We start from the raw sequence: 15,140 nt of genomic DNA on the forward strand, positions 1-15,140 counted from the left end.
GTGAATAGGAGGAATTCTCATGGCAACATATGATTACGATGTTTTATACCTTGGTAGTGGTCACGGTACCTTTGATGGCGCAATTCCACTTGCCCAATCCGGGAAGAAAGTTGGAATTATTGAAAGTGGCCTAATTGGTGGTACCTGTCCAAATCGTGGTTGCAACGCCAAAATCACCCTGGATGCTCCAGTGGAACTGCAAAGATCTGCAGAGCGACTAAAGGGTATCGTTGACACTGTTCCCAAGATAAACTGGGCAGCAAATGTCAAACACAAACAAGAAGTTATCGACGGGTTGCCTGGAATGATCACCGGTCTACTGGATTCAGTTGGCATCGACATCATTAAGGGTCACGGAATCTTAACCGATGCTCATACTATTGAGGTCGATGGGCATCCCCACACGGGTGAAAAACTCGTCATCTCAACCGGTCTTCGTCCTAATCGCCTTGACGTTCCTGGTGCTGAACTCATGCACGATAGTGAAGACTTCATGAACATTACCAAACTGCCCGAGCACCTCGCCATTATTGGTTCTGGTTACATCAGTTTTGAGTTTGCAACAATCGCCAATGCGGCAGGTGCCAAAGTCACTGTGCTGATGCATGAAGATCATGCTCTTCGCCAATTCAACCAATCTTACGTTGATACAGTAATGGATGACTTGGAACGCAGAGGAGTTAAATTCATTAAGTTTGCTGGTGTTTCTTCTATTGAAAAGGATGGAAAAGAGTTCATCGTCAACTATGCAGACGGAAAACTCAAGGTTGACTGGGTATTAGATGCAACTGGGAGAATCCCCAACGTCGAAAATATTGGGCTGGAAACAGTTGGCGTTAAATACAATAAGAAGGGAATTGAGGTTAACGACTTCTTGCAAACAACGGTCGACAACATTTATGCTTCTGGTGACGTAATCGATAAGGTTCAACCAAAGTTGACACCCACCGCTGTATTTGAGTCACTTTACCTCACAAAATTACTTTCTGGAAAAGAAAGTCTTCCTATTAAATATTCAGTAATTCCGTCAGTAGTATTTACATCGCCAAGAATTGCTAAAGCTGGTGTCTCGGTTCAGGAAGCTCAGAAAAAGGGTTACAAGATCAAAGTCAACCACCTGCCTGATGACTGGTACCGCCAAGTTGATAAACAAGATTTAGGTGAAAATACGTTAATCTACGATAATGATGGTAAACTAGTAGGAGTGACTGAAATCAGTGAACAGGCAGACAACGTAATCAATACATTGTTGCCAGCAATTGAACTAGGAATGACTGAGGAACAATTGGGACGGATGGTTTATCTCTTCCCATCATTAGCCTCAGCAACCTGGTCACAAATTTAGCGTGAAACAAATTCCACTAAATATGGTGCCGTTCTCTTGAACACATACAATATCTAGTGTACTATTATTAAAGAGTCGTTCCCCCGATGACTCATCATAATTTCCCACATATTATGACGCGCCGCCAAACTCCCTTTTGTTTGGCGGTTTTTTTGTGCCCTTTTTTACCACAATTTTTAGTTTCATTTAACCTTGTTTGCGAAATTGTTAAGGAAAAACGCTTATTTGACGCGTTTAAGCTGGGGTTAAGAAAACTCCAGTAATCTACAGACATTCAATAAACGAGGAAGTGATTACCAACAGCAAAACCTAATCGAACCACCCCAACTTTAAAAGTCGTCCCACACAATAAAAACTAAAAAATATAAATGGAATTTTGAATCTAACTTGCGATTGGCAGGGACCCAATCAAGGATTCAAATCGAAAGGATCTTAAATATGATTAATATTAAAAAAGTAATGTACACAACCGCAGCAACTGTAGCAATGGCAGCTCCAATGTTAACTAGTGTGGCAGCAAACGCCTCAGTGAAACCTCATCACAACGACACCGCAAAGGTCGTAAAGAAAGCCGCACCTAAGAAGGCTAACATTCACAAACGGGCAAAGGCTGAACCAAAGAAAGACACTCCAAAGAAGGAAGCTCCAAAGCCTGCAGCAACTGCAAACAACGGCTCAAAACCAGCAGCATCAGCAACAAATAATCAAGTAAAGCCAGCAACCCCAGCAAAACAAGCTGACAATAACAAGCAAAACGACAACAAGCAAGCAAAACCTGCAGTAAGCACCCCTGCAAAGCAAGCTGACAAGAATCAAGCTCCACAATCAGCAAACAAAGATCAAAAGCAAGCTCCCCAAAAGGACAGCACTCCAGCACAACCTAACCAAGCAGCAAATCACGCAACCCCTTCAAAATAAATAAATTAGTAGTGAGCCCCCTCTCACGATAATTCCCCTAACCAGCCACCTGTCCAAGCAGGTGGCTGGTTTTTTCTCCAAAAAATTTAAGCAATTTACTTGGTTTTTCTAATCAAAATATGGAATAATGACATAAAAGGTTAAGGGGGTGTAATTAACGATGACAGAATCACACACTAATCATTCCACAAATGGTAGAAAAAATGACGGTAAAACTAAGCTATTCAAGCCAACGATGGACTATGACCTATCAGGCAAAAAAGTGCTAATGGCGGGATATGGTGATCATAAAGCTGTTGCTGAACAAGTTGTGGATGCTCATAACGTTGATGAGTTATGCCTATACGACGAGAAAACTCGTGGTAAAGGAATCCAGACTAACTTGAATAAAGCAATCAAGCACGCAGACGTTGTGTTGGTAATGCTGAACTCAATTAGCCATAACACTGCTAACCAAGCAATTTCTATCGCCCGTGAACAGAAGAAATTAGTGGCTGCCACCAACGTTAACAGCCCATTGGCCATTGAGCAGGCAATTAGCCGAGCACTCAATCACCAGCCAATTTACGTTCCCTCTCACCACGTGGTCGAATAAAAAACAAAAAAAGCCGCAACTTTTATAATTTGCGGCTTTTTTAAGCGGGTTAAATAAGTTAATTAGTTGATGCTATTAAAAATACTTGCCCATTGTGATGGGGTAACATTCGTGTGAGTACCCTTTACCTGCTTCTTTTGGATGTTGTAGTTAACATTCATATTCGATTGCCCTGCAGTTGGGTTACCAGAAAGTTGTGGTGAAGTGTAGTGCCAGATTTGATCCTGCGAGTCCAAGTTAATGTTTGCAGAAGTGTTTACCAATGCAGATGAACCACCTAGTGATGGCTTGTATACAACATAGAAGTCATTCAAACCAGTTTGAGTTAAAGCATTGACAATTGTGCTTGGACTAACTGTTGTTCCATAATCTCCAGTAATCAAACTAAGGGTTCTACCCTTAAGGTCGTTGAAAGTTAAGCCACTGTATTTGCTTGAACTAACGACCGCATGAGCAGCTGATAAATCGTCTCCAGATGATGTAACACCTGTGTAGTCAAGACCCTTGTCAGCCTTGGTGTTAAACGTCATATCAGGAAATGCTTGGTTAGTAGAAATCTTTTGAACGGTGATGTTAACTTCTGAACCAGTCTTAGTTTGAGCTAATGTGGTCTTTTGATCATTAGTCAACACGCCGTTTGCTAATGTGTAACCAGTACCTGCAAGGTTAATTGAAGCAATGTTTTGAATATCAGTAATTCTTTGTGGTGGTAAGTTCCAAACGTTTCCGCCAGCATTACCAATCAATTGTCCCAAAGTAGTTCCCTTGGCGGCACCGGCAACAGTGTAGTTAGCACTCTTAATTAAGTTACCTGCTGAGTTGACGAAGTTAATCTTAACAACGTTGTCAGCAATTGGTTCTTGAGCTTGAGTCAAACCACTATATAAGATCCAACCATTGGCATTAGTGTTCGTTGCGTCAGTGTTAGTAATGTGAACCCACTGATCACCCTCACGTGTTCTAATACCAATTTGGTCAATTCTAAATGTGGTGTCCTTGTATGGAGTTGAATCGGTAATTTGCCGACCAATCTTGTATTGAGTCCATGATGGAGCTTTATAAGTAACGGTCTTGTCATCGTTAGCGGTACCGACGTTGGCAATCTTGTAAAGTCCCTTCATTGTGTCGTTGACTTGACCAATCTTGAAGGTATCAAATTGATCAACACCACCATTGAAGCTAGCAGTTGATTTACCACCGTAAATCCAACCACGAACAGTTTGGTCAAATGCAACAACTTTGTAGTAAACAGAGCCACGGTTAGTTGTAGCAACTCGGTAAGCTCTAAAGTTTTGCTTTGAGCTGTTTGAGTTTGCAAACGAACGAAGAGTGCTTGTCGAAGCAACTCTCCGTGCCCCCTTCAACGTACCCGCCTTTGTGTACAGAGCGTTTTTACCAGTAAACGTGACGTTACGAGAATTTGCATCGCCACCTAGCTTTTGATTTGAAGTAACCTTAGCATACGTCTTGGCGCTTGCTTGGTTGGCATTAACTAAAGCTGCGGCTGCAAACATTCCCAATGCTGCAACTGAAACTAAAATACTTTTCTTAATATTCATATTCAATAAATAGGCCTCCTTCAGATTTCCCCGCTACATCTTAAGATTAGCATTATAACCGTTTAGTATCAAATGAATGCAATTTCGATAACGTTACTATACTTTTAAAAGTGTGATTTAACTAAGCTTGAAAAAGTTGCTGGAGTTGTAACTCTTAAGTAATACAAAAAAGCTGGCAATTCTGCCAGCTTTCATCATTCTGTCTTTATCTCATTTTGCACATGCTTCGTATGTGACCACGATCCCTGATCATAATACGTAAACAAACCAGAAATCTGTGCCACAAAGTACGTCATCGAGAACCACAATAAAGCAATCACGGCCTTAATTGCTTTGAACACTCCCTGCTTACCATCCACGATTATGCCATAAAACATTGGTACAAAACCGTAGAATAGTACAAAGAAGTTAAACGCGGTAACTGGCACAATGTATGATTCAGACCAAGCTAGAAAAGTGAATCCTAACTGGATCTGACCAAATAGGTCAATTACCGTAAACCCGCTTAGGAGCAGTACCAACGCCGTTAACATCTGAATGTTTTCCCGCATCGAAAATAGGTAGTTGATCTGATCTAAATACCTAAATTTTCCCGTCTTGAAAAACGCTTTAAACAGTTGCTTGTAATTATGGAACGCTACATACCAATGTCCCCGACTCCAACGATACCGTTGAATGACCGAATCCTTAAGTTTCTCAGGCTTTTCATCATAGATTCGTGTAAAGTGATTCCAACCAACTTGGCCACCTGACTCAACAATCCGGATTTACATTTCCAAATCCTCGGTAAGACTGTGAGACTTAAAGCCATTATTGTTATCTAACCACTCAGTTGAAACTACGAATCCCGTTCCACCAATACTGTTAGGCAAGTGCAGCCGGTATTTAGCCAGCTGGAAAGCCCGATTCATTGTCCAGTAGGAAGCAGCATAGCCTAGCGGCTGAAACTTATCCGTATTCTTACTGTCCAGATACACTTGAACCGCATCAATTTTTTTCTCAATTAGTTGTGAATTAAGTTCTTGAAAAACGTTTGGATCTACAAAGTTATCTGCATCCAAAACCATCACGTAATCATACTGATGATAGTCATAATCTTCTAGCGCATACTGTAGTCCTGCAGGTTTACCTACTCCAAATCGCTCATGCTTACCCTCGGCTGTGTCCACCACGTCAACATCCATATCGATACACATTGCCGTCGTGGAATCCGTTGACTGATCTGATACCACCACTACGTTATATAATTCACTCGGGTAGTCGATGGTACGCAGGTGTTTAATTGTCTCACTGATCACAGCCTCTTCGTTATGGGCAGGAACCATAATTAGAAATTTCAACTTTGGATCATGCATCTCGTAATCTCGCTTGACCTTACCATAACCAATTATCGATAAAAACATGTAGTAGAAAATTAGAATATACGTCCAAACAGCAATTATACTCGCTACGATTTTAATTCCCCACCACACAACTTCAGCAATCTCATTATCTTGGCTAAGGAAGTAACTGAGGTATAAGATACTCAAACCGATTATCGTTAACACCACAAATACAAACGTCGACCGACTCTTGTGAATATCCATAGTGATCACTTCAATTCTATAAAAACCACTACTTCCTACACTTTTATTATAACATTTATAGCGTTTACATTATCAATTCTGCGAACTTAAAATTAAAAAAGAGTGAGATTTATTCTCACTCTTTTTGTCTATTTAAGCAATGCCCCAATCTTATCGATTCGTTCCAAATACAAATCGTTAATTTGATTAGTCATGTCTGCAATTTTTTGATCATTTTCTTTAGCTTGAGAGGTTGCCAAATCTGCGTCACCTTTATAGTGAATCAGAGTTGTGAAATAATCATCTGCATTATCACCTACCGCGGCAATTTCTGCTTTAAGGGTGGCAATCTGGCTTGCTAAATCATCGGTGGCTGCTGATTGATCAGTAACCGTCGTATCTTCTGAACTAGTGGATGTGCTCGTATCTGGGGTGGCTTCAGTTGCTTGCTTAGCAGCCAATTCCGCTTCCAACTTAGCTAGTGTCCCGTTATTTTTATCATCCGAATAAGCTTCAAAATTTTTATGGGCTTCATCATATTTTTGCATCAACATGGCTGACTTTGTTCGTAAATCATTGGTCTCGTTGACCAATATTTGTTGAGCAGTCTTGATAGCGTCAATATGTTTTGTAATTGATACTACTTCAGGATCTGTACAAGCATCAATATCAGTCGTTGAAGTGGTCGTTGAATTATCTGGTTGATCACTAGTGGCTGGTGCACTAGTACTTGGATTGCTGTCACTTGGTGTACTTGTGCTTGGCGTGCTGGTACTTGTTGAGGTATCAGTACTTGGTTGAGTAACCGTTGGTTCAACTACGCTTGGCTTAGGTGCTGGTGCCGGAGCTTCAGCGACCGGAACTACCTTCTTTGCAGCTTGGTAACCAGCTTTGCTAGCCGAAACAGTATACTTCCATTCAGGTTTTAGATCACGCTTGATTTTCATCTTAAACGTACCCTTGCTGTTAGCTTTACCATATGCATAAACTACGCCTTTACGGCTAATTTTAACAGTGGCTTTGGGTGTGGTCTTACCTGTCACGTAATGGCTAGACTCAGTCAACTTATTGACACTTGTCTTAACTGCCTTCTTTGCAGAAACAGTTACCCCGGAAAACAACAGCAGACTTCCTGCAAGAAAGCCCCCGACTAATTGCTTTTTATTCATAATACTTCTCCCTCATTCGTGCTGTGAAACTAATATATCTGAATTATACCTTACATAAGAAATAAAACAATCAAATTTTTTGACAAAAAAAGAACCGCTTTCACGGTTCCCTTTAAGCATCAGCTTTGTTGTACAAAACTTTTCCTTGATCAACTTTAAATAGTGGCTTTTTACTCTTATCTGTCCGAATCTTGATTTTCGAGTACATCTTATTACCATATACTCCATCAAATTCATTAGACTTCTTGACCGTTTTCTTAACCAGTCGTTTCCAGTCAGGATTCGTTTTGATGTTCTTAAGAGCAGTACTCTTGTAAGAAATCTTGATAGTTGTGCCCTTCTTCTTGTCCACGGTAATCTTTGGGTGCTTGCCATAAGCAGTCTCACCGTCGAACATGTTAAGGTGCATTTCCTCTTCGATCTTATGATGACCAGGGCCATCTTTAAATGTTGTGACCTTACCAACAACTAACACAAAAACTAATCCTAAGGCAATGATCATCAACTTCTTAAGTGGTGTCATGCCGTTGTTATTACCACTGTCATTAGTAGCTCTTCTGCTAACTCTCGAATTATCGCTTGCTGCATCTTTTTTCAATGCAGGTTGTGCTGCTCCACAGTACGGGCAAAATCGTGAATACCCCGGAATTTTACGTCCGCACTTGATACAGACCTTTTCTTCTTCGCTCATGGTGACCCTCCCAAAATTCTCGTCAATTAATATTATACAAAAACATTGGAGTTTTGCAGATTATAATTGTGTTTCAAATTTATGCGGTCAAAAATCGGCTCAAAAAACTTTTTCAAAAAGTATAGTCGCTCAGAAACCATTAACACCCGCAATTAAATTTATGCGGTCAAATTTTCTGCGTGAAAACGGCAAATAAAAGGTTCAACTTTAATAACTAATATGTTAGAATCTCAATCATGTTTTGCATAGTTGTTTATTAATATAAGGAGAGGACAATGAAACTACGTAACACACTGACCACTGCCGGAAGAAAAGTTCACCAGGAGAAAATTGACATTAGCCAATTAAAACTCAGCCACATCAAGACTCATTACGATCAGCCCCAGATGGACTGGAAGAATATGCTAATGATTGTACCGATTCCAAATAAAAGGTATAAATCAATCGTCCTGGATAGAGCCCGGGGGCTTTACGCTCTAAAACAATCACCTGATCAGTTAATTGATTACTTCAAAAAAGAGCATCCCCTTGCCTGCCCCCGCACCCTCAGAGAACTCGCCAACTTCGTTGGGATTAAAAACTACATTCCCTTTGTAACTGGCGAAGTTAAATTTGCCCCATTGAAAACCAATAAAGAGTGCCATCATAGAGCCTGGGTATCAGTATCGCCAATGAGCAGTTGTTTCCCAGAACTAGGAAATAATTGTAGCATTCACTTTGATGGGGTTGACGAACTCGTCTTAGTCGATCAGACTCACCACTTTGTCGAGCATCGGGTGCAAGACACCATAAAGCTTAGTGGTGCTCAAGAAAGCTATCTCTATCAGGCTGCACAAATTGTGGATAATTACGAGCATGTTACCATTGAATTCCCCAAGAATCACACCATAGGTGACCTGGATATCTCCGCCTTCTTCAAGTTTTACGCTGCCCACAGTATTGAAATTATTTGTGATTATCTAGATTATGAACTGGCGGAGGAAGATTTGAAGGCGATGATTAATAAGTTGATGTCATAAAGTACATTGAATTCATTCTTTTTTAAGAGTAATCTATCATCAATAACTATCTCACTAGGAGTGATTGGCATGATGACTTGGATTGGTCTTCAGCACTGCATTACGTACACTTTTGCACTTCGGTTGTTGTAACCCAAAAGTTCAGCGGACGACCAGGATTTAAATTTATCGTTTAGCTGAATAGTCACAGTACTGGAGTGCTTATAAAATGAAAACTAAATATATTGGTAATGCTCACAAAGGATATGCATACACATTTCTTTCTTGGTTTGGAATTACCAGCCTATGGGTTATGTATTTACAAACCCAAGGACTATCACTTTTGGAAGTTGGCTTGTGTGAAAGTATCTTTCACATAGCTAGCTTCTTGTTTGAAGTTCCATCGGGAGTTCTAGCCGATAGGTTATCATACAAATTAGACCTAATCATAGGGAGAATTGCTGCGATTGTCTCTGCGATACTACTCTTGTTTGGCCACTCTTTTTTGACGTTTGCGATTGCATTCGTTTTTAACGCCTTGTCATACAATATGCAGTCAGGGACTCTTGAAGCTTTATTATATGACTCACTCAAGATCGATGATAAGGCTGACAAATATCCAAGTGTCATTAGCAACATAAACGTATTCATCGAATTAGCTGATACTATCGGTGTTGTTATCGCTGGGTTCATGGTTCACTGGCATTTTGAGTTTACTTACGTTATCGCAATTATTGTTAGTGTACTTGGGCTTGGCACTGTTCTCATATTCAAAGAGCCAACTTTACCTAGACAAAATAACAGTTCACCGCTGACCACTAAGTCAATCATAGTTAATTCTTACCAAACATTAAAAGTGAACAGCACCCTGAGATATTTGATGATTTTTGATTCAGTCTTTGCTGCATTTTGTACTGCATACTACTATTATTTTCAATCATTGATGGAATCTGAAAACTTTTCTGGATGGTTGATTTCTGTACTGATGGTATTGTCGGCTGCGATTAACATTGTAGGGATCAAAATGACCCCTACGATTCAAAAAAGATTTACTCAAAGAACCTTCTTGGTTAGCCTAACGATAATTTTAATCGGACTGTTGCTGCTTAGCTGGTTTAAATGGATTCCATTATTGTTGCTACTATTCTTAGTATCACAATTACTAATGTCCATGACAGAGCCCATATTTAGCAATATTTACAATGAAATGATTGATTCCGAACAACGTGCTACTTTATTAAGCGTTGCGAGTGTCATGTTCTCTGCAGCCATGATTTTTATTTTTCCACTAATTGGCTGGCTGATTGAACTACAATCATTCTACACCGGTTTTGGAATCATCGGCATCGGTCTACTAATAATTACGCTATTCATCACCAAATATTTTGTTAAAATAAAATAACTTACAAAAAACCTCACGTACTTGGAAAAATCCGAGTACGTGAGGTTTTTTGCTAATAATTACTGAGCATCCAATCCTGCAACTAACTTCTTATCGACCGAATTAGTTGGTGTGCTGGTTGAACTATGTGTATCTTTATTACTACTTGAGGTCTGGGTTGGAGCGTAATGCTGGAATACATTCACCCGCCAGATATTTAAGTTAGCCCCAAGTTCGTTCGAACCATCGACATAATCAATGGTTGGGTTTGTCGCAATGGCATCTAGATATACCGTCCCATCTTTCTTGGCATCAAAGGTAATCTTGCCAATCGTTCCGTTAGCAACCGTAAAGTCCCCCTTCACGTTTTCAATGGTGTCTTGGTCCACGTTAGTCATTGTTGTGGCTGAGTTGGAAATGCCAACATTTAATATAAATAATTCCCCAATTATTTTTCGAGCACGTCAACGTGATATCACCGCCTATCAGTATAACATGACAATTAATAAAAAATACTAATTTTACAACATTATTTTTACAATCTTTTGTGGCACCCTTCCGCAACATTTACATTAATTATTCAGTATTTAGTAGCGATACACCTTGTAATAGAAAAAACATAATTAGAAATTCTTCTTGAATTTTCACAATCTCCACCTTATACTATGACCATAGTTCACGTCATAAACTGTAATTTAAATCTCATAATTCAGCACCATCGTCCATGCCACTTTTCCAACACAAAGCAGGTGATTATTATGAAGCTCGGAACAAACAATCAACTTTTCGTTCAGATTTATGACTTCACCTTAAACATCAGCCGAACCGCTGCGTATGCTGGTGATGCTCACAGTGTCCACTTTCAAGTTGACGATAATCCAATCGCATTGACTGATATGATCAAAGACAAAATCATAAACTATTCACTTGTGGAATGCTGTGACGAACACAAAGACTTTGATTCCCATATCCATATTCTAGATGACAACCAGACTGCCGAGTTTAACTCAGTGAAAACTAATGCCCGCATGAAGTTTGTGACCACAACCTATACAATGTGGCATGACCCGCAAATTGAACGGATCTACTTTCAGCAAGCAAACGGCACAAAAGGTTACTTTGCCGGCGATGCCCTCCTATTACGCGACATCATTTACTTGGAAAGTGTGGGCGTTCCATTTTTAGATAGATAACTGCAATTATTCACTCCTGGCCCAATGGCGAGGAGTTTTTTATGTAAAAAAAGCCACCCTGGTCTCCCAAGGTGGTCTTACTTAACTATTTAAATGCGCCAAATACCTTTAATGCTAACTGTGCTCTAAGAACATCGGTGTTCGTCAGCGGATTGTAACCCGCATTAGTTGCGTTCTTCAATGATTGGTAATAGTGGACTTGTGGTGAATCACTCTCAAAGTACATCGTATCGTTCTTGTTAGGTGAGTGGTTCAATCCGAGAACATGACCTAGTTCGTGAGTTAAAGTGGCACCATAGTACAAAGTTCTTGAAGTCTTATCAAGCCCGTTAACCGCGATGTCCTGGCGTTCTGCTGTCAGGTCTGCACCACTTACTCCAGATTGTTGACTGTTGTCGATGATTTGCTTGCTTAACTGTGCCAAAGAATTCTTGTACATTTTTAAGTTAACCACGACGCGTTTCTCACCTGGATCCCACCAGGCATCAGCACCATCATTGGAGCCAGTCGCATTATTGACCGTATTAAACGTAAGCGTATGGCTGCCCTTGGTTCCGTATTGGAATACTTGCCTGCCTAATTTGTCATTCCAGTACTGAACTGCGAAGTACAAACTATCACGCAGATCTTTATTCTTAGTTCCAAGATAAATCTTTACGGTGCGATTTTTAGCAATTCCAGATTGCAAGCTGTAGCTAATCCGATACTTTTTAGCCAAAGTCTGGTAATTATCTTTGTAGTAATTTTGCGACTTGTTCAGTAGCGATTGCGGTGGTGTCACCCCAGCAGCCTTTGCTGGATGGCTAACGCCAATGGCTGATGTGCCAAACACAACTAGCAAACCAGCGACTACAGTTGACTTAATCTTTAATCTTGTCTTCATAGCTAACGCCCCCGTAAAGTTCATGAGTTAATCTACGATGTGAAGTATAGCAGGACTTTCATAAAATACGGCTAAAAACGCTCAATTATTTTTCTAGTTCAAATTAAACCGCTATCAATGCTAAAATCAAGCACATCATAGTTAAATTTTGCGATATTTTTTCATTTTTTATATACTTTAGTTGTTGCATAAAGTAACCCATTATCGGCTCAGTTAGGCTACCCTATGGCTTGGGGTAGCTTTTTTTGTTTGGAAAAATAATAGTCTTTAAATATGGACTATGGGATAATGTGCGTGGGAGGATTTAATTATGAAAAAATCAGCACTTGTCTTAGTTGCCTTAACGACACTTGGACTCAGTACCGTTACCACTTCAGTCGAATCACTATCTCAACAAACAGCCCAAGCCGCTACATGGCATAAAGGTACACCAAAGTCATGGCGTGGATCATGGATTAACAAACCTAATGGACGTTGGACAAGCTTTAAAGCCTTAAAGGCAGGATTTGAGCTTGGCAGTCAAGGAATGCCTGTTAGAATTGTAAAGTATGCAAAGTATCGAAAAGTAAACAAATCTACGTATGCTGTCTTCGGCTACGCTGTTCCAAACGGAATGTTCCTAGGTAGAAACACAAAAGTATATCTAAAAACTTACCACGGCAAGCACTACATCAAATCATATGGATATAGTTCAACCTACCTAAGAGTTTCAGCAACTTCACGATTCTAACAAAAAGAGTGATGCACATAAATGTGTATCACTCTTTTGCTTTATTTCCAGTGAACATGACCACGATAATAATGCTTATAAACCCAATATCCAGCACCACCAGCACAGACTAGTTGCTTATGATAACTGCCATTTCGATAAATTGTCCGAACTTTATAAGAATCTCCATCTCCAGCGGTTTGATGCCAACCTAAGAATTGAGTGTAACCTTTATAGTTGTATGGGTACACAGCAAACTTAGTTGGTTTCACGTAATGATACCTTCCGGAATAATAATCTCGGAATGAAACTCGATATCTATAAAAAGTTATCCTATCGTAATGACCATGACCAGAATAACTGTACCACGTGCCACGAAGTGGGCTTGGTATATATGAAGATTTTGCACTGGCAGTTTCATTATTACTTAAGCTTTCAAATGCCATTACACCACTAAAAGCTAATGTTAATAATGCTACTTTAACAACTTTGTTGTTCATAATAACCCCCGTATGTATGTTATATATAAAATTATACAACCATAACCGTCTTGCACAAGGGCTATTCCACTACATATAAAAAAATCCCGCCAGCCTTCACCCACGAGATTCTTCACACATCGCTATTTTCTCGTAAACTCTTCCTCACCCAGCGCATGCTGTGCCGCCAAGTTCAACAAACTCCACTGGCGATCAAACCCAGGTTGGAAGAAGAAATCAGCTTCCGCCAAGTCCTCTAACTTCATCTGGTGTTGAATTGCCAATGCTAGCACATTACCTTGAGCAGTCACATCATACTTCGACATCACAGCTCCACCAACTAACCGGTGAGTCTGTGGCTCAAAGAATAACTGGGCATAAACCTTTGGGTTGCCCTTGCTCTCAGGCACGTAAGCTGGTCGCAACGTATCTTCATAGAACGAAGTTGCGACTTCCACCCCAGCTCGTTCAGCGGTAAAACTGTTCAGCCCGCTTTGAGCAAAGTGATAATCAAACACACTCAGTGCAGATGAACCGACTACCCCACCAAATGGCTCTGATGGTGTGGTTTCAAATAAATGCTTAACTACATAACGAGCTTCACGCCGGGCCACCGTTGCCAAAGCAATCGGCACTTTCTTACCCGCTGCCACTGAGTATGCCAGAGTCGCGTCACCCAGCGCATACACGTTCGGTAAATTAGTTCTCAAATACTGGTCATTCTTGATCCAGCCACGGTCATCCAGTGAAACCGTGCCCTTCAACCAGTCGGTGTTTGGTTGCACCCCAGCTGCTTGGATAACCAAGTCACTTGGAATGTCACCCTTATCGGTTTTGACCGAGGCAACCGCACCACTATCACCACTAAATTCAGTAATTTTAACGCCAGTCTTAACCTCGACACACTTTTCAGTGAGTTCCTTAGTCAACACATCAGTCAATTCTGAATCAAGGTAGGTTCCCAGTGGTCGGTCAATCACATCAAGCAAAGTTACGTGCTTGCCAGCCTTAGTTGCGGCTTCGGCAGCTTCAATTCCAATGTAGCCTGCCCCAATCACCGTAATGTTCTTAACACTTGGATCAGTCAACTTGCTCTTAATCTTGGTTGCCCAATCTTTTCCCCGCATTAGGTAAACATTCTCCAAATCCGTTCCGACAACTGGCAACGATTTTGGAGTTACCCCCGAGCTCAAGATCAGCTTGTCATAAGGTACTTCAGATGTTTCGTTGCTCTTTAAATCCTTAACGGTCACTGTCTGCCCATCACCATTGATCTTAGTAACTTCATGGCCACTCAAAATATGGACGTTGTCTTGTGGAAAACTGTCTTCACTAAAGTTCCGCACGTCATCAACGGCAGTAACGTTATCTTCGAGGTACAGTTCCATACCACAAGACATAAATGAGATGAAGTCACCCGCTTCAAACAGTGTAATATCAACGTCATCGTAACGACTCAATAATTCCAGAATGGATTGGTGGCCACCATGTGAGGCACCAACGATTACAACTCTTTTTGTCATCTAAAAAATCCTTTCCCTAAGAAATTGTAAGACTGATTACCCTTACATCTCAAAAATACCATGTGGAGTTTTGATAGTCAAAGAACCTGTTTTAAAAAAGTGGAACAAAAAACATACCAAAATGCTTTCCGT

The 15,140-nt window shown here is 40.5% G+C and carries 16 protein-coding genes; 7 read left to right on the forward strand and 9 right to left on the reverse strand.

What is annotated here, in order from left to right; all coding sequences use genetic code 11:
• Positions 1-19 precede the first annotated feature (19 nt).
• The 3 genes from PL11_RS01780 to PL11_RS01790 all read left to right on the forward strand — a co-directional run bounded on the left by PL11_RS01780 (position 20) and on the right by PL11_RS01790 (position 2,858).
• Positions 20-1,345, forward strand: a complete 1,326-nt coding sequence (locus PL11_RS01780; RefSeq protein WP_035165930.1) for a dihydrolipoyl dehydrogenase family protein — start codon at positions 20-22, stop codon at positions 1,343-1,345.
• Positions 1,346-1,783: 438 nt separating this feature from the next.
• A complete protein-coding gene (locus PL11_RS01785; RefSeq protein WP_052127657.1) occupies positions 1,784-2,263 on the forward strand; it encodes a hypothetical protein in 480 nt (159 codons plus the stop codon).
• 160 nt (positions 2,264-2,423) lie between these two features.
• The gene (locus PL11_RS01790) at positions 2,424-2,858 is read left to right on the forward strand and encodes a DUF2325 domain-containing protein (protein ID WP_052127659.1); all 435 of its coding nucleotides are present in this window, start codon (positions 2,424-2,426) and stop codon (positions 2,856-2,858) included.
• 62 nt (positions 2,859-2,920) lie between these two features.
• On the opposite strand, the gene PL11_RS01795 is transcribed toward PL11_RS01790, so the two are convergent.
• The 5 genes from PL11_RS01795 to PL11_RS01815 all read right to left on the reverse strand — a co-directional run bounded on the left by PL11_RS01795 (position 2,921) and on the right by PL11_RS01815 (position 7,842).
• On the reverse strand, positions 2,921-4,417 hold the full coding sequence (locus PL11_RS01795; protein ID WP_237047505.1) for a hypothetical protein: 1,497 nt from the start codon (positions 4,415-4,417) through the stop codon (positions 2,921-2,923).
• Positions 4,418-4,611: 194 nt separating this feature from the next.
• Positions 4,612-4,968: a hypothetical protein gene (locus tag PL11_RS10515; protein WP_152638984.1), complete on the reverse strand. Its 357-nt coding sequence runs from the start codon at positions 4,966-4,968 to the stop codon at positions 4,612-4,614.
• A gap of 216 nt (positions 4,969-5,184) precedes the next feature.
• The gene (locus tag PL11_RS10520) at positions 5,185-6,003 is read right to left on the reverse strand and encodes a glycosyltransferase family 2 protein (RefSeq protein WP_052127664.1); all 819 of its coding nucleotides are present in this window, start codon (positions 6,001-6,003) and stop codon (positions 5,185-5,187) included.
• A gap of 128 nt (positions 6,004-6,131) precedes the next feature.
• Positions 6,132-7,151 carry an Ig-like domain-containing protein gene (locus tag PL11_RS01810; protein ID WP_035165934.1) on the reverse strand — a complete coding sequence of 340 codons (1,020 nt, stop codon included), beginning with the start codon at positions 7,149-7,151 and terminating at the stop codon, positions 6,132-6,134.
• Positions 7,152-7,263: 112 nt separating this feature from the next.
• Positions 7,264-7,842 carry a zinc ribbon domain-containing protein gene (locus PL11_RS01815; RefSeq protein WP_035165935.1) on the reverse strand — a complete coding sequence of 193 codons (579 nt, stop codon included), beginning with the start codon at positions 7,840-7,842 and terminating at the stop codon, positions 7,264-7,266.
• Positions 7,843-8,117: 275 nt separating this feature from the next.
• Here PL11_RS01815 and PL11_RS01820 point away from each other — a divergent pair, with 275 nt between their 5' ends.
• Positions 8,118-8,861 (forward strand): hypothetical protein, encoded by a 744-nt coding sequence (locus PL11_RS01820; protein WP_035165937.1) that lies wholly within the window; start codon positions 8,118-8,120, stop codon positions 8,859-8,861.
• A gap of 208 nt (positions 8,862-9,069) precedes the next feature.
• Entirely contained in the window at positions 9,070-10,242 is a 1,173-nt protein-coding gene (locus PL11_RS01825) for an MFS transporter (RefSeq protein WP_035165938.1), read from the forward strand.
• A 59-nt stretch (positions 10,243-10,301) separates the two neighbouring features.
• Here PL11_RS01825 and PL11_RS01830 read toward each other — a convergent pair whose 3' ends face one another.
• Positions 10,302-10,619, reverse strand: coding sequence for a hypothetical protein (locus PL11_RS01830; RefSeq protein ID WP_035165940.1), 318 nt, complete (start codon positions 10,617-10,619; stop codon positions 10,302-10,304).
• A 360-nt stretch (positions 10,620-10,979) separates the two neighbouring features.
• On the opposite strand from PL11_RS01830, the gene PL11_RS01835 reads away from it, so the two are divergent.
• The gene (locus PL11_RS01835) at positions 10,980-11,414 is read left to right on the forward strand and encodes a hypothetical protein (RefSeq protein WP_035165942.1); all 435 of its coding nucleotides are present in this window, start codon (positions 10,980-10,982) and stop codon (positions 11,412-11,414) included.
• 85 nt (positions 11,415-11,499) lie between these two features.
• Here the strand turns inward: PL11_RS01835 and PL11_RS01840 are convergent, their stop codons facing one another.
• Positions 11,500-12,297, reverse strand: a complete 798-nt coding sequence (locus PL11_RS01840; protein ID WP_035165943.1) for a matrixin family metalloprotease — start codon at positions 12,295-12,297, stop codon at positions 11,500-11,502.
• 310 nt (positions 12,298-12,607) lie between these two features.
• Between PL11_RS01840 and PL11_RS01845 the strand changes: the two genes are divergently transcribed.
• A complete protein-coding gene (locus PL11_RS01845; RefSeq protein WP_035165944.1) occupies positions 12,608-13,027 on the forward strand; it encodes a hypothetical protein in 420 nt (139 codons plus the stop codon).
• A 41-nt stretch (positions 13,028-13,068) separates the two neighbouring features.
• On the opposite strand, the gene PL11_RS01850 is transcribed toward PL11_RS01845, so the two are convergent.
• The gene (locus PL11_RS01850; RefSeq protein WP_035165945.1) at positions 13,069-13,506 is read right to left on the reverse strand and encodes a hypothetical protein; all 438 of its coding nucleotides are present in this window, start codon (positions 13,504-13,506) and stop codon (positions 13,069-13,071) included.
• Positions 13,507-13,628: 122 nt separating this feature from the next.
• Positions 13,629-15,008, reverse strand: coding sequence for an FAD-dependent oxidoreductase (locus PL11_RS01855; RefSeq protein WP_035165946.1), 1,380 nt, complete (start codon positions 15,006-15,008; stop codon positions 13,629-13,631).
• Positions 15,009-15,140 lie beyond the last annotated feature (132 nt).

The sequence above is a fragment of the Lentilactobacillus curieae genome, assembly GCF_000785105.2.
Lineage (GTDB): Bacteria > Bacillota > Bacilli > Lactobacillales > Lactobacillaceae > Lentilactobacillus > Lentilactobacillus curieae.